This window comes from Cryobacterium sp. GrIS_2_6 (genome assembly GCF_035984545.1).
GTDB lineage: Bacteria > Actinomycetota > Actinomycetes > Actinomycetales > Microbacteriaceae > Cryobacterium.
On the sequence record NZ_JAXCHP010000001.1, the window covers coordinates 2,705,782 to 2,728,600 of the forward strand.

The window sequence follows — 22,819 nt, forward strand, 5'->3', positions numbered from 1 at the left end:
CAGCCTATCCGCGGGCGGCCGCGCTCACATAGCGTGCAGCTCTCCGCGCACGATCGAATTTCCTGAGTGAGCCGGGTTTCCGTTGTCGGGTTCCGCCGAAACGTCGACGAGCGGGTACTGGGCGAGGTCGACGCCGTCCGGGATATCGAAGTGGCCGATGTTCCCGTCGAGCAGGCCGATGCTGATCAGGCCGGACGCATCCGCCTTGATCAGCCAGACTTCGCGGAGGGGGGCCGCCGCGGTGGCGACGGCGAGACCGGTGAGGTCGACGACGACCTCGCGATGACCGCCGGGGGTCACCTCGACCGCCGCACTGCCGCTCGCCTTCCAGCCGGGGAAGGGCGTGAGCTGGGCCTCGAAGGTGATGGGCGCCGTCGCGGGCGGGCCGAGTGCGTCGGCCCAGCGGGCGGCGCCGAACCCGGCGAGGAGCAGCGCCAGGCTCGCCGCCGCGGCGATGAGGACCCGCACCCAGGTTCGGGTCGTGGACCTCACACGTCGGCGAGGCCGCAGCCGGGCAGGCGAGTCGGAAGCGCGGGGGGTCGCCGGCTGCGCAGCGGGGGGCGGCGGCGAAACGGGCAACTCTGCCACGGGCACCGGCAGGGCCGCGACCGGCCGGGCAGGCACCTTAATTGCGGGATCCCCCGCGGATGCCTCCCGACTGCCCGGAAAAAGGTCCGAGACCTCGGAGGCATCGGACGCGGCGGACGCGGCGGACGCGTCGGAGACCTTGTACCCGTCGTACCCGTCGGACACGTCATACCGCTCGGAAACGTCGCACCCCTCGGAGTTGTCGGAGGCGTCGTACACGTCATAGACGACACCGGCAGCCTCGCCATCCGCAGGGCGCACGAAGTCACGGAGCCTCGGTTGTGCACCGACAGCGCCGCTGAGGCTGAGAGTTGAGTGGATGCCCGCCCATACGGAGCCCGCGGGCTCGGTCAGGCTGATGTGCCGGGCGGACCTGCCGACCGAGGCGGTGTGCTGCAGGGAGATCAACTCGAGCGCGCACTGCGGGCACACCGAGAGGTGCACGCGTTCCGCCTCGGTGAGGTCGAATTCCGCGAGGGCGATGAGTGCGAGGTCGTCGCGGTCAATATGTGTCATCTTCGGCCTCCAATCGGGCTCGCAGGCGCCCAAGGCTTCGGCGGATGTGGCTCTTGACCGTTCCCAGCGGCAAATCGAGCATCGCGGCGATCTGCGCGTGCGTGAGGTCAGCATAGAACGCGAGTTGCATGACACGTTGCGGGACGGGCGGGAGCCGCTGCAACTCTTCGGCGAACATCACCCGGTCGGCGACGTCAACCGAGTCGTCGACGGAGGTCGTCCGCAGTTCGCCCGCAACGGCCTGCTCGATCCGGCGGCGCCTTGATCGTGCCTCATGGGTGTCCGCGACGGTGTGTCGGGTGATCCCAACGATCCAGGCGGGGAGCCGCGCCCGCTCGGGATTGTAGTTGTCCCGTCCGCGCCAGGCCGCGATGAAGACCGTCTGCGTCACGTCCTCCGCTTCGCCGGGATCTCCGAGCGACCGCACCGCGATCGTGTAGACGAGCGACGACCACCGTGCGTAGGCCTCGGCAAGGGCACGTTCATCCCCCGCTTGGAACGCGGCGGCAAGTCGCACGTGGTCGACGTCATCGATGGGTACGGTCACGGGGTCTCGTCGCCTCCCAACTGTCAGGGTGATGTGATTGCCGGTCATCGTCGGTCCCTGCGGGGAGCGTCGCGCCGGACGTCGTCGGCGACAGCATAGCCAATCCCGCTCATCAGGGAACCGGCATCGCGAAAACGATCACGTTCGAGAGGTACCGACGTGCCGTGTAGTCGAATTCGCCACCGCAGGTGACGAGGGTGAGGCGGGCGGGCCCGGTCCGGTCGAAGACCGCCGGCCAGGGTACATCGGGCTTCAGGGTGAGGGCCACGGACTCGACGCGGTAGCGCCGTTCACCGCCATCCGTCAGAAAGAGCACGATGTCCGTGCCGGCCGGCGCCGTCGCGAGCCGGGAGAACGGACCGATGTCGTATTCGAGGGAGTCGACGTGCGCGGCGATCACGGTCGCGCCGGACGAACTGGCCGGGGCCGGACCGAACTGGTACCAGGCGGCGATCGCCGGATTCTTCGGCAGGCCCATGCCGCCGGTGTCGCCGAGTCCGACGGCTTCGATACCCATATCGATCCCGAGCGCCTCGATCCTGATCCGCACCGGTGCGACCAGTGCCACGCCCTGCACCGAGCGGATGTCGGCGCTCACCCCGGTGACGAGTGGCACCGCCGGAGGGAGCGGAGTCGCCGTCGGAGCGGGAGGTATCGGCGCGGCTGCGGACGGTTCGGGGAGTGCAGACGATTCTGGAAGCGCAGAAGCGCCCGTCGCGGGGAGCTGCATCGGCGCACCGGCAAGGCTCCCCGCGACGGACGTGCTCCCGCATCCGCTCAGCATCAGCATCAGCATCAGGGCAGCTGCGGAGAGCAGGACAAGGGCCACAGCAAGCATCCCGATTTTGCCCGCCGTGGCCCTCATCGTTCTCCCTCAGTCCTCGTTCGCGCGCTCAGCGACGCACTCGGCGGAGTCCGAGGAAGCTGGCCGACCCGAGGCCGAGCAGCAGCACGGCGATGCCGGCGAGCCAGAACGGGGTCGTGTCCGCCGGCCGGTTGGTCGCGACGAGACCGGCCTCACCGGCGGGAATGCCGTTGGGGTCGGAGTTCATGCCCGCGACCGTCTGCACGGCGACAGCGAGGCTCTTATCGGCGAGGCTGCCCCAGGCGTAGACGATCGTGTCGACTCCCTCGGCCACCTTCACATCGGCCGGGCCGATCACGGGTGCCGTGGTGCCGGTGGCCGCAACGACGGCCGAGATCGTGCCCGCGGGAATCGTCAGGACCGACTCCTTCGGATTGGAGAGGTTCGAGATCGCGACCGCGCCATTCGCCAGGACGTCGACAGCGGGCGCCGCGGCGACGTGCCGCACGACGAGGCGGCCAGAGCCGGCGGCAATCATGGACGTGTCGTTGGTGAACAGGGTCGCCGTGGGCTTCGCGTCTGCTCCGAGGTGCGCGACTGCAGTGTAGTTCATACCCGCCTCGAGCTTGAGGTCGACCGGGCCGATCGCGGGTTTGCTCGCATCTGCTGCGTCGGAGGGCGTGATGGCGACCGAATAGGTGCCGGCGGGGAGGTCGAGGGGACCGGACATGTCACCCGGCTTGAAGTTGTCAATCGTCAGTTTGTTGTTGACGTAGACATCGACGGTGAGGCCGGGGACGCCGTGAAATACCGACAGTTTCGCATCATCCGTGGCGGCGCTGGCGGGGGCGAGACCACCGAAAATGACGAGCGCTCCGATCGAAGCGGCCGTGAGAGAGGCGGTGAGTGAAGCTTTGAATCCTGTGCTGTGTGTCGCGTGCATCATGTCTTCCTACGGCGGGGGTGAGCTGCTTCTTACCCTTACTTCCTGTTCAGATGCCATTTCGGATGCAGCGGCAGGAAAGAATTCCTCGAGGAGAATGAGCGCCCGGCTTCGGACGGACGGAGACCGGCCCGCGCAGTGGGTGTCTGCGCAGGCCGGTCCGCTCGAGCCGGCCGCTGACTTTTCAGTGCCGGCGGTCAGTGCCGGTGGTCAGTGCCGGCGGTCAGTGCCGGCGGTCAGTGTCTGTGGCCCTTCTCGAGTGGAACCGTCTGCACGGCGAGCGCCAGGGTTCCGTCGGCGAGGCTGCCGTAGGCGTACACGATGGTGTTCGTGCGCTTCGCAATCGAGACATCGGCCGGCCCGAGGAGCGGGTCGGTGGTGCCCGTCGCGGCGACGGCCGCCGAGATCGTCCCGGTGGGGAGGGTGAGTTCGACCTCGTCGGGGTTGGTGAGGTCGGTGATGGCCGCGGCACCGTTCGCGAGCACGTCGACGGACGGCGCTGCGGCAACGTGACGGACCGTGAGCCGGCCTTCACCCTTGCCAACCGGGTCGGGGTTGTTCGTGAACAGGGTGGCCGTCGGCGTCCCTGCCTCGGTGAGGTGAGCCACGGCGGTGTAGTTGTCGCCGCTCTCGAGGGTGAGGTCGACAGGGCCGATCACCGGGTTGCTCGCATCCGCTGCGTCGGCAGCGGTGATCGCGACCGAGTAGGTGCCGGGGTCCAGGGACAGGGTGTCCGAGAAGGAGCCCGGCGTGAAGTTGTCGAGCGTGAGGGCTCCGTCGACATAGACGTCGACGGTGACCCCGGGGATACCGTGGAACACGGTCAATTCGGCGGGCCCGTTGTCACCGGAACCGTGACCGTGCCCCCCGTCCCCGGCGTACGCCGGCCCGAATCCTGCGAGAGCTACGAGTACACCGGCTGCGGCGCCTACGGCTAGAATTTTGCGCATGGTTACCTCCTGCTTGTCGTGGTGGTGGGAGGCAGCATTGCCTCCCACCCCCACTTCGGGTGGTACCCCGCATCCGGATGCACCCGCGGCCAAAACTGTGGCCGATATGGACAACAGTTCCCGGTGGGCGGGCAACAGGTGTCCCCATCGGCAACAGTTGCCGGGCCACGAGGGTGGCGGGGCAGGTGGCGGAACAGGTGCTAGGCGGTCGCGAGGTCCGCTGCGGTGGTCAGGGTGGCGCCGGCGTACGCCAGCTCGGCGAGGGCTGCAGCACTCGCGTCCGGGTCGACGCCGGCCATGAGGTCGGTGAGCACGCGCACCCGCTGGCCGTGCTCGAGCGCATCGAGACCCGAGGCCCGCACACAGTGATCGGTCGCGATTCCGACGATGTCGACATCCGTCACCGCGTGCTCGATCAGCACCTCTGCCGTGCGCGCGCCCGACTCGTCGACGCCGGCGAAGATCGAGTACCCCGGTTCGCCCTGTCCCTTGCGGATATGCACGGTCCCGGCCGGTAGCGCGAGATCCCGGTGGTAGTCGGCGCCGGGAGTGTCCGCGACGCAGTGAACCGGCCAGGTGCCGGTGTAGTCGGGCTCTGCGCCCGCCGCGGCGAAGTGGCCACCGTTGTCGCCCGCCGCGTTGTGCCAGTCGCGCGAGGCGAAGACATAGTCGTAGTGCAGCGGATGCTCCGCCAGCAGTCTGCTGATGCCCGCGGCCACGGCTGCCCCGCCGTCAACCCCCAGGGCGCCGCCCTCCGTGAAGTCGTTCTGCACGTCGATGATGAACAAGGCCCTGGCCACGGTGCTCCGTTCTGGGTTCTGCGCCTGCGTGAGACGCTAGGTATTGGAGAGGTTGTTTCCGCAGCGATAGAACGCCGCCGTGATGGTGTCGATCGCCTGCTTCGCATTATCACCCACATCACCGAGCGCGTAAACGACGAAGGTGAGCGGAGTCCCGTCCGCGGCGTGGATGATGCCGGCGAGGGTGTACCCGGTGTCGATCCAGCCGGTCTTCGCGAACACGGAACCGTCGGCGTCCGCGTTCTTGCCGGTGAACCGGTCGCTGTAAGAGAGGGAACCGGTCTTGCCGCCGGCGACGGGCAGTCCGTCGAAGATGACCCCGAGATCGCCCTGGCGAGCGTTGATCTTGATGAAGAGCCGGGTCAGGTACGACGGTGGAACGGCATTGTTGTCACTCAGGCCGGAGCCATCCGCGATCACGATGCCGGTCGTGTCGATGCCATACGTCTGCAGCCCGGCGACCGTCGATTTCTGGAGTGCCGAGAAGGTGTTGCCCGCGCCGGACTTGACCGCGACGAGCCGCGCGAGCATCTCGGCGATGGTGTTGTCCGAGACGATGAGCGCCTGCTTGATCAGTGTCGACACCGGCTGCGACTGGACCGATGCGAGCTGGGTCGCCCCGGCCGGCGCCGTACCACGGGTGACCGTGACGCTGCTGCCGAGAAGGTCGGCGAATGCCTGCCCGGCGCGCCCGATCGGGTCGCTGCTGCGGGCGGAGGTGCTCTGCTTCGGGTTGTCCCTGTCGCCGTCGACCTGGAGGGCGGTGATCTCGGGCATGTACCCGTCGGTGAGTTCCTTGCGGTTCCAGCTGGGGTCCCACGCCGGGTCGCCGAACAGGGAGGAGTCGAGCACGAGGGAGGTGATCGGGACGTTCGCGGTCGCGGGGTCGGCCTGCCACGCCGCGACGGCCTGCGCGGCGAGGGTGTCGAGGTGTGCCGCCCCGGTATACGTCGACTCCGCTCCGCTTGGCAGCCGGGAGATGGTCAGGTCCCCGCCGCCGACGAGCACGAGTGAACCGGGTTCCGCGCCTTTCACGACCGTCGTCGTCGCCCGGTAGTCGGAGCCGAGCACGCTCAGCGCCGCGGCAGAGGTGAGGACCTTGAGCACGCTCGCGGTGCGGGAGGGGGTGCTGCCGCCCCGGTCGAAGAGGACCTCTCCCGTCGTCGCGTTCACGACCTGGGACTGGAAGCTGCCGAGGCGGGAGTCGGTGGACAGCGCGGATACGGAACACGTGCGCAGGTGGCTCGCGGGGACGACCGCTCCGGGAACCGGGCGCACGGGGATCGGCGTCGACGTGGGCGTCGGAGCGGCGGTGGGCGTCGGGGCCGCGGAACTCGTGACCGGGAGGGAGACCGGCGCGGAGGCGCGCATGGACGCGCCGGCGACGACGGCGCCGCTACCGAGCAGGGCAAAGGCAACGGCCCAGGCCAAGGCCCAGGAAGCGGTGCGGTGCCGGGCGAGGAACCCGGCGATCCCGGCCGCTCCGGGGCCGCGCGTTCCGGGGCGGTGCGGGGCGGCGTCCTGGGCACCTGGACCCTGCGGCGCGGTGCTGTCCTGATCGTTCACGCCTGTACTGTACCTGCGTCCGCTGTGAGACGCGCGGCCAGCCACTCGTCGAGAACGGCGGCGGACACCGGCGGAGACACGTGGTATCCCTGGGCCTGGTCGCAGCCGAACCGGGCGAGCTGCGCATACGCCTCGGCGTCCTCGACCCCCTCGGCCACCATCCGCAGGCCCAGGCTGTGGGCGAGGTGGATGCTCGACGACACCACTGCCGCGGCGCGCTTGTCACCGTTCAGCGGGGCCACGAACGAGCGGTCGAGCTTGAGCTCGTCGATCGGGAATTCGCGGAGGTAGGCAAGCGAGCTGTAACCCACGCCGAAGTCGTCGACGGCGATGCGGATGCCGCGGGCGCGCAGTCTCCCGAGGATGTCGCTCGCCCGGCCGCGATCGTCGAGCAGGAAGGCCTCGGTGATCTCGAACATGAGCGCCGTCGCCGGGAGGTCGCGCGCGGTGAGCATGGCGCCGACCCGTTCGGGCAGGCCGGAGTCGAGGAGCGAACTCGCCGCGAGGTTGACTGCGATGGTGAGCGTCTCGCCGCGACGGTGCCACACCGCGGCCTGGTCGAGTGCGAGTTCGAGGACCCGCTCTGTCAGCGTCTGCATCAGGCCGGCGTCCTCGACGAGTTCGAGGAATTCGCTCGGGTAGAGCAGGCCGCGTTTCGGATGGTTCCAGCGCACGAGGGCCTCGACGCCGCGCACCTCCCCGCCGGAGAGTTCGACCTTCGGCTGATAGTGCAGCACCAGCTGGTTCGCCACGAGCGCTGCGCGCAATTCCTCGAGGGTGCGCAGCCGGGTGTCGCCATGGCTGTCGTCGACCGGGTGGTACACGCGATGCCCGCCGCGCCGCACCTTGGCCCGGTACATCGCCATGTCAGCCTTGCGCATCAGGATACCGAGGCTCTCGCCGTGCTCGGGGCTCAGCGCGATCCCGATGCTCGCGCTCGACTGCAGCGAGATACCTTCGAGCGTGTGCGGTGCCGCGAGGGCGGATTGCACCTTCATCGCGACGACTTCGGCCTCCTCCCGGCCGGAGTCGCGGAGGAAGATCGCGAATTCGTCGCCGCCGAGCCGCACGAGGAGGTCGTCCGCGCCGAGCTGGGCGCCGATCCGCAGGCCCACCTGCACGAGGAGCACGTCCCCGACGTCGTGCCCGAGACTGTCGTTGACCTCCTTGAACCGGTCCAGGTCGAGCAGGAGCAGGGCGTTGCGACCGCCGAGGGCCAGCCGGGCGGGCACTTCGGCGTAGAGGGCCCGCCGGTTCGGGAGCCCGGTGAGGTCGTCGCTGCGGGCCAGCATGGCGAGATCGCCCATCCGGCCGAGTTCCCGGAATGCAATGACCGTTCGGGCGGACGAGGCCACGAGGGTGGCGGCGGCGAGCCCCACAGTCACCTGTGACTCTCCGTGCCGGCTCGAAACCAGGAGGACGGCGAGACCGGCGATCGTCGCGACAACAGGGACCGCGAGCACGCCGGATCCGCTCGCCGAGGCGCCCGGCCGATCTGCTGCATCCGTGCCGCTTTCGGCCGTGCCTCCGTCGCCCGTGCCTCCGTCGCCCGTGCCTTCGTCGTCCGTGTCCGGGGTCGCTGCCGTGCGCAGCCACGTCGCGACGAGCGCGAGTCCGATCGACCAGCCGGCGTCGAGCCAGTGACCGACCACATAGGTGCCGTTGAGCTTGCCCAGCGCGAAGAGGATGTCCCCCGCGGCGAACGAGAGCAGCCCGCCCACGAGCAGGATCCAGCTCTGGCCTGCCATCAGGATCGGTGACGCCGCGATCGCGACGACCGCTGCGACGATGACGAGGTCGAGCACGGGACTCGCGATCCCCACAAAGGTGGAAATGGACGGCGGCCCCTGGGCGCCGACCGCGAGCACGGGCCCGAGCACGGCGGACACCACCGCGGCGGCGCCGAGACCGCCGACGACGCAGTCCAGCGCGATCGCGAGGGAGAGGCTCCGCAACTGGTGCCGCACGAGGGTGAACAGGGCGGCGAGCATCAGCGGGTAGAAGGCGAGGTAGCAGAGCTGGGCGAGGGCGGCCAGCACCGGCACCCAGTCGCCGGCCGGCAGGTCGGCGGCCGCGAAGAAGCCGTTGCCGATCACGAACACGGTCACGGCCGTGGCGGCGAGCCGGGCCTGCAGTCGATTCGACCGGGTGCGCGCGACCGCCACCCAGCAGACGATGAGGGGCGCGGCGGCGGCGAGCACCCCGAGCAGGATGAACGGGGAGGAGACGTAGTCCGCGGGTGCCCGCAGCACGAGGCTCGCCACGTGCGCGGCGATGATCAGCCAGAGCGCCCAGAGCATCCACCGGTCCAGGCCGTGGCGGCGCGGCGTCATGACGGCCGTCACGGTGACGCCGTGAGTCGACGTTCTGCGAGCCACCTGTCGAGTTCGCCGGCGGGCATCGGCCGGGACATGTGGAAGCCCTGGGCCTCGTCGCAGCCGTACCGGGCCAGGTCGGCGTAGACCTCGGCGTCTTCGACGCCCTCGGCCACCATCGTGAGCCCGAGGCTGTGCGCCAGTTCGATCGTCGAGGAGACGAGGGCGGCCGCGCGCGGGTCGTCCTTCATCGGCGACACGATCGACCGGTCGAGCTTGAGTTCGTCGACCGGCAGGTCGCGGAGGTACGCGAGCGAGCTGTATCCCGTCCCGAAGTCGTCGATGGCGATGCGGATGCCCCCCGCCCGCAGCCGGGTTAGGATCGCGGTGGTCCGGGCGCGGTCCTCGAGCAGGAACTCCTCGGTGATCTCGAGAATGAGGGCGGATGCCGGCAGGCCGCGGTCCGCGAGCATCGCCGCGGTCCGCTCCGGCAGTTCCGCGTCGACGAGCGCGCTCGCCGTCAGGTTGACGGCGACGGTCAGGTCGGCACCCGTGGCGTGCCAGACGGCGGCCTGGTCGAGGGCCATGTCGAGCACCTGCGCGGTCATCGCGTTCATCAGACCGGCCTCCTCGACGATGCTCAGGAAGTCACCGGGCTGGACGAGTCCGCGCACCGGATGGTTCCAGCGCACGAGCGACTCGACACCGCGCACGGCCCCGGTCGCGAGGTCGACCTTGGGCTGGTAGTAGAGCACCAGCTGCCGCTCGGCCAGGGCCACGCGCAGCTCCTGGAGGGTGCGCAGCCTGGCGGCGCCGTGGCTGTCGTCGCTCGTGTCGTAGACCCGGTGACCGCTGCGGCTTGCCTTCGCCTTGTACATGGCCATGTCGGCCTTGCGGAGCAGGCCGGTCAGGTCGAGGGCCTGACCGGGATAGAGGGCGATGCCGATGCTGACCGTGGTCTGCAGAGTGATTCCTTCGAGCAGGTACGGCCGGGCGAGGGCCTCCCTGAGCGTCCCCGCCACGATCACGGCCTCCGCCTCCCCGACGTCGGCGAGCAGGATCGCGAATTCGTCGCCGCCGAGCCGGGCGACGAGGTCGGTCCCCCGGACATGGCTCGTGAGGCGAGTCCCGACCTGCACCAGCAGTTCGTCCCCGACGTCGTGCCCGAGGCTGTCGTTGACCTCTTTGAAGCGGTCCAGGTCGAGCAGCAGGAGGGCCCGGTTGGCACCGGAGGTGAGACTCAACGGCACCTCGGCGTAGAGGGCGCGCCGGTTGGGCAACCCGGTGAGGTCGTCCGTCCTGGCCTGCCTGCGCATGTCGCCCATCCGCCGCAGTTCACGGAACGCGAGCGTCGTGCGGGCTGCGGCGAGGACCACGGCCCCGGCCGCGAGGGAGATGGCGAGCGGGGAGACCTCGATCTGGCTCGCGATCAGGAGGACGACGAGTCCGGCAGTCGTGGCCAGGACAGGGAGGGAGAGCGCCCAGCGCACCACGGCCGCGTTGCGGACGGCCGGTGCCGGCGGCACGGGCCTGGCCGACCGGTGCGCCCACAGGGCCATCAGTGCGAGGCCCGCAATCCAGCCGACGTCGAACGGCGACGCCGTCGAGTAGCTGCCCTCTATGGTCATCCCGGTGAGGGCGAAGCCGATGTCGGCGGCAGAGAAGAGCAGCAGCCCCGCGACCAGCATGAGCCAGTTGCGCCCGGCACTGACCGACCGTGAGGCGGCGACGCCGGCGAGGGCGGCGAGGGCGGCGAGGACAAGGATGTCCAGGAGGGGATTCACGGCGGCGACGAACGAGTCGAGCGAGAACGGCGTCCCGAATGCCCGGTCGATGCTCGGGCCGAGGAGGACGACGACGAGGGATGCCGCGCCGAGGGCGCCGACGGTGCTGTCGAGAGTCACACCCCAGGACAGCCGCCCCTTCTGCCGGTGGACCAGGACGGCGAGGGCCGCGAGCCCCAGCGGGTAGAACGAGAAGAAGAGCGCGGTCGCAAGGATCGCCAACGGGACGGAGGCAACGCCCGCGAAGACCAGGTAGACCACGGAGAAGAGGATGCCCGACAGGGAATAGGCGCTCAGGGCCAGGGCCGTGAGGACCAACTCGGTCCGGCGCGCCACGGCGCGATGGACCGACATCCAGCAGAGCACGACGGGTGCGGAGAAGGACATCGCCCCCACGATGTCGCCGACCGGGGTCCGAACGCCTGCGACACCCGCGACGAGGGTCTGGACCGCCGACGCCGCCACCAGCACGATGAGCGACCAGACGAGCCAGGCATCCGACCGTGGCGTGGCCGCACCTCGCCTGCGGTCCTCCCCCACCAGCAATTCCATTGGATCCGAGCTCTCGATTGCCGTACCGTCCGGCCGGGGGGTCATCCCCGGGTCGCGGTTGCCTGTGAGGTCAGGCTACCGTGCCTGAAGCACTGGCGTCGGCTGGTGAGCGGCCTATTCACCCGGGTAGCGCAGTCCGATCCGTTCCCGCACGGTGTCGAGGGTCTCCATGATGCTCACCATCTCCGCGACCGGGAGCAGGTCGCTCTCGGTGAGGCCGGCGCGGATGACCCGTTCGGCTTCGACCGCCTGGAATTGCATCCCGCGGCCTGTCACGGCAGACACGTACGATTCGAGCACCTCGCCGCTGCTGTTCAGCACCCGGAAACTCGTCGGCGAGTACCAGACGGCGTCGATCTCGATCCGGCCGAGCGTGCCCAGGATCACGGCCGTGTTCGTCCCCGCCGTGTCGCTCGCCGAGAGCGTGACGGCGATCTGGCCGCCGGGATAGCGGAAGGTCGTCGCGACCTGGGCATCCGCTCCCGTCGCCTTGAAGGTCGCCGCGGCGAGGATGGTCTCCGGCGTCCCGAAGAGCTCGGAGGCGAAGGTGATCGGGTATACGCCGAGGTCGAGGAGCGCACCGCCGCCGAGTTGCATGGAGTTGAGCCGGTGCCCCGGGTCGTCGGGAAGGTCCTGGGTGTGGTCGGCGATCAGGGTGTGCACGTCGCCGAGGGTGCCCGCCGCGATGATCTCCCTGATTCGCCGCATGTGCGGCAGGAACCGGGTCCACATCCCCTCGAGCACGAGCAGGCCCTTCTCCGCGGCGAGTTCGGTGATCTCCCTCGCCTCGCGCGCGTTGAGGGTGATCGGCTTCTCGATCAGCACATGCTTGCCGTTGTTCAGGGCGAGCGTCGCGTTGGCGGCGTGAAACGGATGCGGGGTCGACACGTAGACGATGTCGACCTCGGGGTCCGCGACGAGGGCCTCGTAGCTCCCGTGGGCCGTGGGGATCCCGAACTCGGTCGCGAAGGCATCCGCCCCGGCCTGGGACCGGGAGCCGACGGCCTGGACGGTGTGCCCAGCCAGGATGAGGTCACTCGTGAATGCGTGGGCGATGCCGCCTGTGGCCAGGATTCCCCAGCGAATTGTCTCGATCATGCTCCGAGCCTAGTCACGTGCCGCTAGAGCGCGGAGAGGGCTCGGTCGAGGTCGGCGATCAGGTCGGTCGGGTCCTCGATGCCGATCGACAGCCGGATCAGGCCGGGCGCGATGCCGAGGCGCTCGCGGAGCTCGGGGGTGAAGGAGGAGTGGGTCGTCGTCGCGGGGTGCAGCGCCATCGAGCGCACGTCGCCGATGTTGGTCATCCGGCTGATCACCCTGAGCCCGTCGAGGAACCGGCGGGCTCCCGCGGTGCCGCCGCGCACAGTGACCGAGAACACCGAGCCGCTGCGGCCGCCGTAGAGCCGATCGGCGAGCTCGTAGAACGGGCTGCCGGGCAGGCCGGCGTAGTCGACGCTTTCGACGCGCGGGTGTCCCTCGAGCCATTCAGCGATCGCGAGCGAATTCGAGAGGTGTCGTTCCATGCGGAGGGACAGGGTCTCGATGCCCTGGTGCAGCAGGAAGGAGTTGAACGGGGAGAGCGCGGGACCGATGTCGTTCACGACAGCCTCGCGGGTCATCCGTGCATACGCGGTGGGGCCGTACTGGTCGAGGATCGAAGGCCGGCCCGAGCGCACCGGTTCGGTGAGCAGCGGGTAGGAGCGCGTGGAGGCGGCCCAGTCGAAGCGGCCGCCGTCGACGATGGTGCCGGACAGGGCGGCGCCGTGGCCGCTCAGGAACTTCGTCGAGGAGTGCACGACGATGTCGGCGCCGTGCTCGAAGGGCCGGATCAGGAAGGGCGAGGCGATCGTGTTGTCGACGACGAGCGGGATCCCGTGCCGTCGGGCGACCCGCGCGACCCGGGCGATGTCGACGATGTCGTTCTTGGGGTTCGGGATGGTCTCGGTGAAGATCGCCTTGGTGTCCGGGGTGATCTGGCGGTCCCACTCGTCGTCGTCCGCTTCGTTCCAGACGTAGTCGACGCTGACGCCGAAGCGTTTGAAGCTGCGGCCGAAAAGCACCCGGGTGCCGCTGTAGATGCTCGCGGTCGAGACGATCCGTTCGCCGGACCCGGCGAGCGCGAGCAGCGCGGCGGTGATCGCTGCCTGACCGGAGGAGACGACGATGGCCTCGGTACCCCCCTCGAGGGAGGCGATCCGCTTCTCGGCGACAGTGCCGGACGGGTTGCGCTGCCGTGAGTAGATCAGGCCGTCGCCCTCGCCGGAGAAACGTCCCGCGGCGTCGTCGTAGGAGTCGAAACGGTAGCCGGCCGTCATCGCAATCGGCTGGATCCTGGCCCCGTTGGAGCGGTCTTCGGTCTCGCCGGCGTGCACCTGGCGGGTGTCGAAGGCGTAGCCGTCCCAGTCGTACTCCGGTGCGGCGACGGTGTGCCCTGTGGCCGTGTCCCCTGGCGCGGTGTCCTCGAGGGTGGGTTCGATGTCGGCCTGGTGGGTCACGGTGTTCCTGTCCGCACGTTGTTGCTGTGCACGTTCTGGCGCTCCGCGGTGTGCCGCAGGACGGCATCCCGCATCTGCAACACGGTCTGCTCGAGGATCGGCCGGGGCATGGCGAAGATCAGCCGGACGTACCCGTCATATCCTTTCCCGCACTGCGCTCCGTCAGTCACCGCAACACCCGCCTCTGTGCGGAAGAAGTCGGCGAGCGACCCCTCGATACCGAGCCGCCTGCAGTCGAGCCAGGCGATGTACGTCGCCTCGGGGATGCGGTAACCGACCTCGGGCAGGTGCTCCGCCAGGAGCCGCCCGAGCTCGCGGCCGTTGCCGTCGAGGTAGTCGGTGACCTCGGTGAGCCACTCCCGACCGTGCCGGAAGGCCGCCGTCGCGGCGATGACGCCCGGCGTCGAGGCGCCATGGAGCACCGCGAAGCCGAAGATCTGGTAGAGCTTCTCGTCGGCGGGGTTGGACGTGATGAGCTGCGCGGCCTTGAGCCCGGGGATGTTCCAGGCCTTCGAGGCAGAGGTCGCGGTGATCGTGTGCCGGGCGGTCACGGCCGAAAGGGAGGCGTACGCCACGTGCGGCGTGGACCCGTAGCGGAGCGGCGAGTGGATCTCGTCGGCGAAAACCCGGCCGTTGTGCCGGTCGACGATCACCGCGATGGCCTCGAGCTCCTCTCGGGAGATCGCGGTCCCGGTCGGGTTGTGCGGGTTGCACAGGATGAGGGTGCGCGCGCCGGCGTGGAAGGCCGCCTCGATCCCGGCGAGGTCGTGCGTCCAGCGCCCGCCCGACTCGATGCCGGGCACCTCGAAGACCTCCCGGCCGAGTGTCGGGATGAAGGAGAGGAACGGCATGTAGGCGGGCGTCGGGATGATGACGCCGCTCCCGGCCGGGGAGTACTTCGTGACTGCGACCTCGAGGGCGGCCATCACGTCGGAGACCGGGTGGATGTTCTCCGGCGCGATCTCCCAGCCGCAGTCGGTGCGGAGCCACTCCGAGGCGGCCTCGGCCATCCGCCGCGTGGTCGCGGGAGCCAGGTACCCGAGGTCGCCGTCATCGATCGCGCGGTGCAGCGCCTCGGTGACCACGGGGGCCGTTCCGAAGTCCATCTCTGCGACCCAGGCGCCGATGGTGCCGGCGTGCAGGCTCCACTTCCGGCTGTCGGGCCGGCTCAGTTGTTCGCGGGTGATGTCGTCAAAGCGGGAAGTCGTCATGGGGATCTCTCGGATGGATGGTCACCGGCGCCCCTGCGACCATGTACTGCGTGGCGTTCACGCTACCAAGTGCGCGCGATGCGGGACGTCCCGAGGCGAAACATAACGACTCAAGGGGGGCACCATCGGTCGAGTTCGAGCATGCTCAGCACCGCGAAGACCACGGTGAGGTACCCGGCCAGAAGCGTGTGCCAGGCCAGGGTCACGTGGCTGAAGACGCAATACGAAAAAACGCTCAAGCACACGGTTTTCGGATGGTCGATGGATTTCAGACTAGAGTCGCCGCATGACTATGACGGGGAAGTCGCGCGGAAGCTATGCCAAAACGGCAGGACGGCGCCGGGAGATCCTCGAGGCCGGTATCGAGGTCTTCGCCAACCACGGTTTTCGTAACGGCTCGCTGCGGGAGATCGCCGAGCGGGTCGGGATGAGCCAGGCCGGCCTGCTGCACCACTTCTCGAACAAGAACGAGCTGCTCGCGGGCGTGCTCGCACTGCGCGACGAGCGCTCCGTTGCGCTCGTCCCCATCGATGGCACGCCCGACATCGAGACAATTCGCGGCATCGTGCGCGTGGCCGAGTACAACGCCGAATTTGCCCCGGGTCTTGTGGAACTGCACTGTGTGCTTTCTGCTGAGGCGACCGCTCCAGAGCACCCCGCTCACCAGTACTTCCTCGACAGGTACAGCTGGGTGGTTTCCCTGATGATCGAGGCATTCACCAACGCTCAGGCTGTCGGTCAGCTGCGCGAGGGAGTACATCCGCAGAGCGCCGCGCGGTCGCTCATCGCGCTCAGCGACGGCCTGCAGGTGCAGTGGCTGCTCGCCCCTGACACCCTCGACATGGCTGAGGAGCTCCGGCGCTACCTGCGCCCCCTCTTCACGATCGACGTCTGAATCCCTCGCCGCACCACTCTGCAGCGGCTGTGTGGGCGGCGAGTTTGGCGGTTATGGTCATGACGCGGGACGACCGGGACGTCCGGCCCCTTTCTCGCAGCATCCACTCGGGCACACGTCACCCCATCGGCCACCCTGAGGTGTCGCATATCGAGGTTCGCAGGCCGCGCGAACGTTGATCTGCGACACCTCACGGGTACCAATGCGGCCGTGCAGGCGCTCGAGGGCGAGCCCGGCGAGGGCGGCGACGAAGGCGGGGTGGATGCCGGGGGTTGCGACGCGTTCCATCGCCAGTCCGAGGCTGGCTGCGGTGGCGGCGGCCTCGGTATCAAGGTCCCAGAGCACCTCCATGTGGTCGGAGATGAAGCCGATCGGCACGATCACGACGGCCTCGGTTCCGTCGGCGGCGAGCGCCCTGAGGGCGTCGTTGACGTCGGGTTCGAGCCACGGCAGCGCCGGTGGGCCGGAGCGGGACTGGAAGGCGAGCGACCAGGCCGGCCGGGATGGGTCGGGGATGGCGGCAGCGCCGGATTCGGCGTGGGCGGCGGGATCGCCGGGATCGGCGAGGGCGGACATCACGGCGACCGCGACGGCCCGGTGCTGGGCGAGGTAGGCCCCACCCGCGCCCCAGCCGGCGTCGCGCGGACCACTGCGGTCAGCATCCGCTGTCGGGATCGAGTGCGTTGTGAAGAGCACGTGGGTGCGATCGACCGGCACGCCCCGCGCGGCGAGGCGGGCGAGCGCGGCACGCGCGCCCTCGACGAAGGGCAGGACGAAGCCGGACGCGTCGAAGTAGGGGCGCACCGCGTCGATGCGCACGGTGGCGTCGAGTCCGGTTGCCGTCAGGGCCCCCGCGATGTCCTCACGGTACTGGCGGCAGCTCGAGTACGAGCTGTACGCGCTCGTCGTGATCGCGAGGAGCCGGGTATGACCGGCAGCGGATGCCGCCCGCACGGTGTCCGCGAGCAGGGGCGTCCAGTTGCGGTTGCCCCAGTACACCGGCAGCGGCTCACCCCGGTCGGCCAACTCCACCTCGAGGGCGGCCCGCAGGGCCCGGTTCTGCCCGTTGACCGGGCTCACTCCCCCGAACGCACGGTAATGGGTCGCGACGGTCTCGAGCCGTTCCTCGGGGATGCCGCGGCCACGGGTGACGTTACGGAGGAAGGGGATGACGTCGTCCTGCCCCTCGGGGCCGCCGAAGCCGAGCAGGAGCACGGCGTCGTATGCGCGGTCAGGCTGGGTCTCCTCCCCCGTCTCGCTCATACCGTCAGGCCGGCCGCAGCATCCGCCCCCGGCTGGTACGGGCAGGCCGGGTCTTCGCCGAGGGGATCTCCGCTCGAGGCGAAGGCGCGCGCCCGCGAGCCGCCGCAGAGGTCGGCGTATTCGCAGCTCCCGCAGCGTCCGGAGAATTCGGTCGCGCGGATCTGCTTGAGCAGCGGGTTGTCGCGGTAGATCTCGGCGAGCGGGGTCGTCTCGACATTGCCGAGGCCGAGCGGCAGGAAGCCGGCCGGGTAGACCTCGCCGTCGTAGGCGACGAAGACGATGCCCTTGCCGTCGCGGGTCGACGCCGTCTGCGCGCGGGGCAGTCCGATCGACGGCCCCATCAGGGACTCGAGCCGGCCGGCCAGCCGCTGGTAGAGCGCGGTCTCCGGCGCGGGGTCTCCCGCGCGGCGCCGGGCGACGACCCGGCGGAAGAACGGGGCCTCGACCGTGCGGACGATGAAACCGTGTTGGGAAGCATCGAAGAGGAAGTGGCAGATCTCCTCGTGTTCCTCGGGCGTGACAGCCTCCGTCGAGACGCCGCGTCCGACCTGCACCAGGAAGAAGACCTCCCAGATGGCCGCGCCCGCGTTCGAGATGAGGGCGGCGACATCCGCCAGTTCGTCGACGTTCGCGCGCATCACCGTCGTGTTCACCTGCACGCTGAGCCCGGCGGAGGCGAGGGCGCGGATGGCGTTGACGGTGTCCTCGAAGTGGCCGGGGATGCCGCGCACGCCCTCATGGGTCGGTGCGCTCGCGCCGTCGAGGCTGATCGACACGGCCTTCACCCCGCTCGCCACGATCTTCTCGATCATCGCGGCGGTGAGGGTGGGCGTGACCGAGGGCGAGAGCGCCGTCGGCAGTCCGAGTCCGGTGGCGTATTCGACGAGTTCGAACAGGTCGGGGCGCATCAGGCAGTCGCCGCCGGTGAGCACGAGGATCGGGTACGGTCGGCCGAAGCCGGCGATCTGGTCGATCAGGTCCTTGCCCTGGGCCGTCGTGAGTTCACCGGGCAGCGCCTGCATCGTCGCGCTCGCGCGGCAGTGCTTGCAGGCGAGGGCGCAGGCCCGGGTCGTCTCCCAGAACACGAGCATCGGGCGCTTCGAGTAGTCGGGGCCGGGGCCGCGCCGGGCGGCGGGCAGCGTCGGCAGCACGGCGGGGTGGCCGAGCACGTGGCTTCTGGTCTCGTCCACGATGCTCATGCGCCGACCTCGCTCGGTGCCTGCGCCGCGGCGATGGTGCCGGCGGCGATGCTTTCGGCGATCCGGGTGGCGACCCGCTCGGCGTCGGCGACGCAACTCGCAAGGCCGACTCCGCGATACCCCGATCCGGCCAGGTGCACCCCGGGCAGTGCGGCGAGCTCCCGGTCGGCGGTGTCGAGCCGGCCCTGGTGCCCGACGACGTATTGCGGCATCCCGAGCGGCCAGCGCTCGATGTGGTGGCTGGTGGGCCTCTCGATCAGCCCGAGCGCCTCGACGAGTTCGGCGTGCACCTGCGCGACGAGCGTCGTGTCGTCGAGGCCGGCCCAGCGGGTGTCCCCGGCGCGCCCGACCATGCAGCGGATGATGACGGTCTCCTCATCGGCGAGGTGCGGCCATTTCTCGCTCGAGAACGTGCAGCCGACCACGAGTTTGCCCTCGACCGGCGGAACCAGGAACCCGTTGCCGCCGAGTGGGCGACCGAGCGCGGAGCGCGGGTAGGCGAGGCAGATCGTCGCGACGTCCGTGTAGGGGATCCCGGCGAGCGCGGCCCCGAGCACGGGGTTCTCGGCCAGGAGCAGTCCGGCGGCGACAAACGCGGGGGTGGCGATCACGACGGCGTCGGCCTCGACACTGGTCCCGTCGGAGAGACCCACGAGGTAGCCGGCACCCTCGCGGGCCAGACTCGTGGCGGCCGTGCCGAGGCGGATGTCGTCGCTCGCCGCCCGCGCGGCGAGCGCGTCGATGAGGCGGGCGAGTCCGCCCTCGACAGTGACGAGGGTGGCCCCGCCGGCCCGGGCGAGCCGGGGTGCCGTTCCGGCGGGCGCCGTCGCGCGGGACCCGGCCGCGGCATGCCCTGCGGTGGCGACAGCCACGGCGCGGGACGCGCCGGCGGCCTTCGCGGCCCCGGCGCGGCGCCGGCGGCGAAGCGCGAGGTTCAGGCTGCGGTTGCCGCGGGCGAGCACCTCGATGTCGGGGGCGGTGCTGTGTGCGCTGAGCTCGTCGGCGCGACCGGCGTGGATGCCGCCGAGGAGGGGGTCGACGAGCCGGTCGAAGACCTCGTGGCCCATCCGCGGGACCACGATCTCGGCGATCGTGGGGTCGGCCGGCAGGGTGCGCCCGGCGGGGAGCACGAGGTCGAGGAGTACCCGGGCGAAGCCGAGCGGGGAGAGCAAGCGTGACTTCAGCAGCGGCAGCAGTCGATCGGGGATGCCGAACACGGTGCCGGCGGGCAGCGTGCGCAGCCGGCCGCGGGACCAGATCCGCGATCCCCCGCTCGCGGGCGCGACGACGAGGTCGGCGAGGCCCAGGTCGGTGAGGAGGTTCACGGCGACGGGTGCGCGCACCATCAGCGCATCGGGGCCGGCGTCGACCGAGTGCCCGGCGAAGTCCTCGGTGACGATCTTGCCGCCGAGGCGGGGGGAGGCCTCGAGCACGGTGATCAGCACCCCGTCCCCGAGCGACTGGTGCAGATAGTGGGCTGTCGCCAGTCCGCTGATTCCGCCGCCGACGATGACGACCCGGGGTCGAGAGAGCACGTATGGTCCTTCCGTTGCCGGTGGACCGGCACAGTCGGAAGGCTGGAGCACACCGTTCCATCGATCCTACGGCTCGGCTGGAAAGGGTTTTCCGACACTAGTGTCGGCGTCCGGCGGTGCCGCGCCCGGCATCCGCCCACGAAATGCAGGATCAGGGCCGCATCGAGGCTCCCCCAGCCTCAGCGAACCGCTTCTCCTGCATTTCGCACGGATGCCGCGGTGACCCGAGACCGCGGCTATGCCTACTTCGCGTGCGACTCGGTCTTCTGCAGCTGCCACTCGAGGTCGTCTGGCGAGAGATTGGCGTCGCGGAAGGCATCCGTCAGCGGCAGCTGCAGGCGCAGGTCGGTGCCGAGGCAGAGGGCGGCGTGGCCGGACTTCAGCTTGAAGTCGAGCACGTGGCCGCCGGCGCTGCGGTCGTCGGTGACGAAGTGGGCGTGGCAGCCGGGAACGCCGATGCCCTGCTCGTAGAGCGGGGTGCGGAAGCCGACGATCGTGCCCGTCACGTTGTGCAGTTCGACGATCGCGTCCTCGTCGGTCGCCTCGACCATCGGGCGATACGGCTTCTCCTGCTTGACGACCGTGCGCATGGTGATCCACTCGAACTCGGCGTCGATACGCAGCGCGTACATGTAGTTCTCCGACGAGGTCATGTGGTCGATGAACGCGGATGCCTCCGCGCGCAGGACACCCTCCGGCAGATCGCTCTCGACGTGGGGGACGAAGTTCGTGACGACCGCGTACGGCGTGTGCGCGCCGAGATCGGCCTTGGAGACTCCGCCGTCGGCGCGAAGCTGGTAGCAGCTGCCGTCGAGGATCAGCATCTCGCCGTCGAGCCCGTTGAAGGTGCCGATGCCGAAGCTGCCGTGGCCGAGCAGGTCGCGCACGGTCATCTCGCCCTCGTACACGCCGTCGAGCAGGGCGCTCATCAGGCTTGTCTGGAAGATCTCGTGTCGGGAGACCGTGAATTCACTCACTGCAGCACATCGCTTTCCAGATCAGCCATGAGCTCATCCCGGTTGTTTCGGTAGTCGACGCGCACGTCGATGATGCTCGGCCCTGGCTCGGCCATGGCCTGTTTCAGCACGCCAGCGAAGTCGTCGAGGTGCGTGACCCGGTAGCCGTGGGCGCCGAAGGATTCGGCGTAGGTGACCGCGTCGTAGTCGCCGAGCTGCACGCCGGAGGTGCGGCCGTACTTGCCCTGCTGCTGGAACGCGACCATGTCGTAAGTGCCGTCGTTGAAGATCACGTGCGTGAACGTCGAGCCGAGGCGCACCGCTGTCTCGAGTTCCATTGCCGAGTAGAGGAAGCCGCCATCGCCCGAGACGGAGACGACCGGGGTGCCCGGCCGCACAAGGGTCGCGGCGATCGCCCCCGGCAGGGCGACGCCGAGGGTCTGCTGCCCGTTCGAGAACAGCAGCGTGCGCGGGTGATAGGTGCGGAAGTGCCTGGCCATGTAGATGTAGTGCGACCCGACGTCGCACAGCACGGTCGTGTCATCGGGCAGCAGTTTGCGCATCGCGAGGGTCAGGGCGGCGGGGTGCACGCCCTCCGACTCGTCGTCGTTCCAATGCGGTTCGTCGGCCTCGGCGAGGCGGGCCCGTTCGGTGGCGACGACAGCGGATGCCGCGGCACTGAGCTCGAGGCCGTCGATCTGCCGGGCGAGCGCGTCGATGGTCTCGGCGACGTCGCCGCGCAGCTCGATCGTCGGGCGGTAGTAGTCGTCGAGGTCTGCGGAGAGCTCGTCGAGGTGGATGATCCGGCGCTGGTGGTCCTTGTTCCACTTCGAGGGCTCGTACTCGACGAAGTCGTAGCCGATCGCGAGGATGAGGTCGGCCTTATGCAGCAGGATGTCGCCCGGCTGGTTGCGGAACAGGCCCACCCGGCCGAGGTAGTGCTCTTCGAGCTCGTGGGACAGCACGCCGGCCGCCTGGAACGTCTCGACGACGGGCAGGTCGGCGACGCCCAGCAGGCGATGCAGGGCAACGGTCGCCCGGTCGGACCCCGCACGTGCGCCGGCGAGGATGACCGGGAATTTCGCGCCCTTCAGCAGTTCGGCGGCGCGCGTGACGCTCTCCGCCGGGGCGGCGCCGAGGCGCGGCACCCAGTGCGGGCCCGTCATCGACACGGTCGTCGTGTCGACGAGCACGTCGTACGGGAGCACGACGGCGGCGGCGCCCTTGGGCTCCTGGGTCGCGCGGCGGAACGCGTTGGCGATGGCCTCTGGCACGTTGTCGGCGACGCTGACCTCGCCGGCGGACTTGGTCACGGCGGAGAGCATGCCGACGGCGTCCATTGACTGGTGGGTGCGCTTGAGCCGGTCGGCCCGGGACACCGCGCCGCAGATCGCGACCATCGGGTCGCCCTCTGTCGTGGCCGTGAGCAGCCCTGTCGCGAGGTTGGAGGTGCCGGGCCCGCTCGTGACGAGCACGACCCCGGGCTGGCCGCTCAGCCGGCCGACGGCGGCGGCCATGAAGGCCGCGTTCTGCTCGTGCCGGCAGACGATGAGTTCGGGGCCGTCGTCGACGAGGGCGTCGTAGACGGGGTCGATCTTGGCGCCGGGAACGCCGAACACCCATTTCACCCCGTGGGCCTTGAGTACCTCGACGACCCGGTCGGCCGAGCGCCGGGGCGCGGCGGGCGCGCCGAGGCCATCCGTTATCGAGGGGACCGCGGAATGAGGGTCTGTCTGGACCCGGGCATCCGCCTGGATCGGGGTGTCCGCCACGGGGCCGCTGCCCAGGACAGTTGAATTGTTCGTCACGTCATGCCTTCCGGTTCGCCGTTCGAGCGGCTCCCTGTATCTATCGTCCCGCTCGGACAGATAAGAAACAACGCCGAATGATGATGGAAAC

At 69.7% G+C, this 22,819-nt stretch carries 19 protein-coding genes; 1 reads left to right on the plus strand and 18 read right to left on the minus strand.

Annotated features, from left to right (window positions below):
• Positions 1-24 precede the first annotated feature (24 nt).
• The 13 genes from RCH22_RS13315 to RCH22_RS13375 all read right to left on the minus strand — a co-directional run bounded on the left by RCH22_RS13315 (position 25) and on the right by RCH22_RS13375 (position 15,311).
• Positions 25-1,104, minus strand: a complete 1,080-nt coding sequence (locus RCH22_RS13315) for an anti-sigma factor (RefSeq protein ID WP_327014365.1) — start codon at positions 1,102-1,104, stop codon at positions 25-27.
• Positions 1,091-1,651, minus strand: a complete 561-nt coding sequence (locus tag RCH22_RS13320) for an RNA polymerase sigma factor (RefSeq protein ID WP_241975372.1) — start codon at positions 1,649-1,651, stop codon at positions 1,091-1,093. The genes RCH22_RS13315 and RCH22_RS13320 overlap by 14 nt, the downstream gene beginning before the upstream one ends.
• A 112-nt stretch (positions 1,652-1,763) precedes the next feature.
• Complete coding sequence (locus RCH22_RS13325) at positions 1,764-2,516, minus strand: class F sortase (RefSeq protein ID WP_327014366.1); 753 nt, start codon at positions 2,514-2,516, stop codon at positions 1,764-1,766.
• 28 nt (positions 2,517-2,544) lie between these two features.
• Entirely contained in the window at positions 2,545-3,399 is an 855-nt protein-coding gene (locus RCH22_RS13330) for a DUF4397 domain-containing protein (protein ID WP_327015533.1), read from the minus strand.
• 236 nt (positions 3,400-3,635) lie between these two features.
• On the minus strand, positions 3,636-4,349 hold the full coding sequence (locus tag RCH22_RS13335) for a DUF4397 domain-containing protein (RefSeq protein WP_327014367.1): 714 nt from the start codon (positions 4,347-4,349) through the stop codon (positions 3,636-3,638).
• Between the two features lie 200 nt (positions 4,350-4,549).
• Positions 4,550-5,149, minus strand: coding sequence for an isochorismatase family protein (locus RCH22_RS13340; protein WP_134447084.1), 600 nt, complete (start codon positions 5,147-5,149; stop codon positions 4,550-4,552).
• A gap of 36 nt (positions 5,150-5,185) precedes the next feature.
• Entirely contained in the window at positions 5,186-6,715 is a 1,530-nt protein-coding gene (dacB, locus tag RCH22_RS13345; protein WP_327014368.1) for a D-alanyl-D-alanine carboxypeptidase/D-alanyl-D-alanine-endopeptidase, read from the minus strand.
• Positions 6,712-9,093, minus strand: coding sequence for an EAL domain-containing protein (locus tag RCH22_RS13350; protein ID WP_327014369.1), 2,382 nt, complete (start codon positions 9,091-9,093; stop codon positions 6,712-6,714). The genes dacB and RCH22_RS13350 overlap by 4 nt, the downstream gene beginning before the upstream one ends.
• On the minus strand, positions 9,057-11,366 hold the full coding sequence (locus RCH22_RS13355) for an EAL domain-containing protein (protein ID WP_327014370.1): 2,310 nt from the start codon (positions 11,364-11,366) through the stop codon (positions 9,057-9,059). Before RCH22_RS13355 ends, RCH22_RS13350 begins: the two co-directional genes overlap by 37 nt.
• Before the next feature lie 114 nt (positions 11,367-11,480).
• Entirely contained in the window at positions 11,481-12,464 is a 984-nt protein-coding gene (locus tag RCH22_RS13360) for a Gfo/Idh/MocA family oxidoreductase (protein ID WP_327014371.1), read from the minus strand.
• A gap of 23 nt (positions 12,465-12,487) precedes the next feature.
• Complete coding sequence (locus tag RCH22_RS13365; protein ID WP_327015534.1) at positions 12,488-13,738, minus strand: aminotransferase class I/II-fold pyridoxal phosphate-dependent enzyme; 1,251 nt, start codon at positions 13,736-13,738, stop codon at positions 12,488-12,490.
• 119 nt (positions 13,739-13,857) lie between these two features.
• The gene (locus RCH22_RS13370) at positions 13,858-15,072 is read right to left on the minus strand and encodes an aminotransferase class I/II-fold pyridoxal phosphate-dependent enzyme (protein ID WP_327014372.1); all 1,215 of its coding nucleotides are present in this window, start codon (positions 15,070-15,072) and stop codon (positions 13,858-13,860) included.
• A gap of 110 nt (positions 15,073-15,182) precedes the next feature.
• Positions 15,183-15,311, minus strand: a complete 129-nt coding sequence (locus RCH22_RS13375) for a hypothetical protein (RefSeq protein WP_327014373.1) — start codon at positions 15,309-15,311, stop codon at positions 15,183-15,185.
• 47 nt (positions 15,312-15,358) lie between these two features.
• Here RCH22_RS13375 and RCH22_RS13380 point away from each other — a divergent pair, with 47 nt between their 5' ends.
• Positions 15,359-15,967 carry a TetR/AcrR family transcriptional regulator gene (locus RCH22_RS13380; RefSeq protein ID WP_327014374.1) on the plus strand — a complete coding sequence of 203 codons (609 nt, stop codon included), beginning with the start codon at positions 15,359-15,361 and terminating at the stop codon, positions 15,965-15,967.
• 57 nt (positions 15,968-16,024) lie between these two features.
• Here RCH22_RS13380 and RCH22_RS13385 read toward each other — a convergent pair whose 3' ends face one another.
• The 5 genes from RCH22_RS13385 to alsS all read right to left on the minus strand — a co-directional run bounded on the left by RCH22_RS13385 (position 16,025) and on the right by alsS (position 22,728).
• Positions 16,025-17,230 carry a ferrochelatase gene (locus RCH22_RS13385; protein WP_327014375.1) on the minus strand — a complete coding sequence of 402 codons (1,206 nt, stop codon included), beginning with the start codon at positions 17,228-17,230 and terminating at the stop codon, positions 16,025-16,027.
• On the minus strand, positions 17,227-18,429 hold the full coding sequence (locus tag RCH22_RS13390; RefSeq protein ID WP_327014376.1) for a TIGR04053 family radical SAM/SPASM domain-containing protein: 1,203 nt from the start codon (positions 18,427-18,429) through the stop codon (positions 17,227-17,229). Before RCH22_RS13390 ends, RCH22_RS13385 begins: the two co-directional genes overlap by 4 nt.
• Positions 18,426-19,964: a protoporphyrinogen oxidase gene (gene hemG, locus RCH22_RS13395; RefSeq protein WP_327014377.1), complete on the minus strand. Its 1,539-nt coding sequence runs from the start codon at positions 19,962-19,964 to the stop codon at positions 18,426-18,428. Before hemG ends, RCH22_RS13390 begins: the two co-directional genes overlap by 4 nt.
• Positions 19,965-20,206: 242 nt before the next feature.
• Positions 20,207-20,941, minus strand: a complete 735-nt coding sequence (gene budA / locus RCH22_RS13400; protein ID WP_327014378.1) for an acetolactate decarboxylase — start codon at positions 20,939-20,941, stop codon at positions 20,207-20,209.
• Positions 20,938-22,728, minus strand: coding sequence for an acetolactate synthase AlsS (gene alsS / locus RCH22_RS13405; protein WP_327014379.1), 1,791 nt, complete (start codon positions 22,726-22,728; stop codon positions 20,938-20,940). The genes budA and alsS overlap by 4 nt, the downstream gene beginning before the upstream one ends.
• Between the last annotated feature and the right edge of the window lie 91 nt (positions 22,729-22,819).

Bases quoted from the DNA above. Each gene is read 5' to 3' on its own strand.
- RCH22_RS13370 (WP_327014372.1), bottom strand. From the start codon at position 15,072: ATGACGACTTCCCGCTTTGACGACATCACCCGCGAACAACTGAGCCGG.
- RCH22_RS13380 (WP_327014374.1), top strand. From the start codon at position 15,359: ATGACTATGACGGGGAAGTCGCGCGGAAGCTATGCCAAAACGGCAGGA.
- RCH22_RS13355 (WP_327014370.1), bottom strand. From the start codon at position 11,366: ATGGAATTGCTGGTGGGGGAGGACCGCAGGCGAGGTGCGGCCACGCCA.
- RCH22_RS13315 (WP_327014365.1), bottom strand. From the start codon at position 1,104: ATGACACATATTGACCGCGACGACCTCGCACTCATCGCCCTCGCGGAA.
- RCH22_RS13390 (WP_327014376.1), bottom strand. From the start codon at position 18,429: ATGAGCATCGTGGACGAGACCAGAAGCCACGTGCTCGGCCACCCCGCC.
- RCH22_RS13325 (WP_327014366.1), bottom strand. From the start codon at position 2,516: ATGAGGGCCACGGCGGGCAAAATCGGGATGCTTGCTGTGGCCCTTGTC.
- RCH22_RS13335 (WP_327014367.1), bottom strand. From the start codon at position 4,349: ATGCGCAAAATTCTAGCCGTAGGCGCCGCAGCCGGTGTACTCGTAGCT.
- RCH22_RS13330 (WP_327015533.1), bottom strand. From the start codon at position 3,399: ATGCACGCGACACACAGCACAGGATTCAAAGCTTCACTCACCGCCTCT.
- RCH22_RS13360 (WP_327014371.1), bottom strand. From the start codon at position 12,464: ATGATCGAGACAATTCGCTGGGGAATCCTGGCCACAGGCGGCATCGCC.
- RCH22_RS13385 (WP_327014375.1), bottom strand. From the start codon at position 17,230: ATGAGCGAGACGGGGGAGGAGACCCAGCCTGACCGCGCATACGACGCC.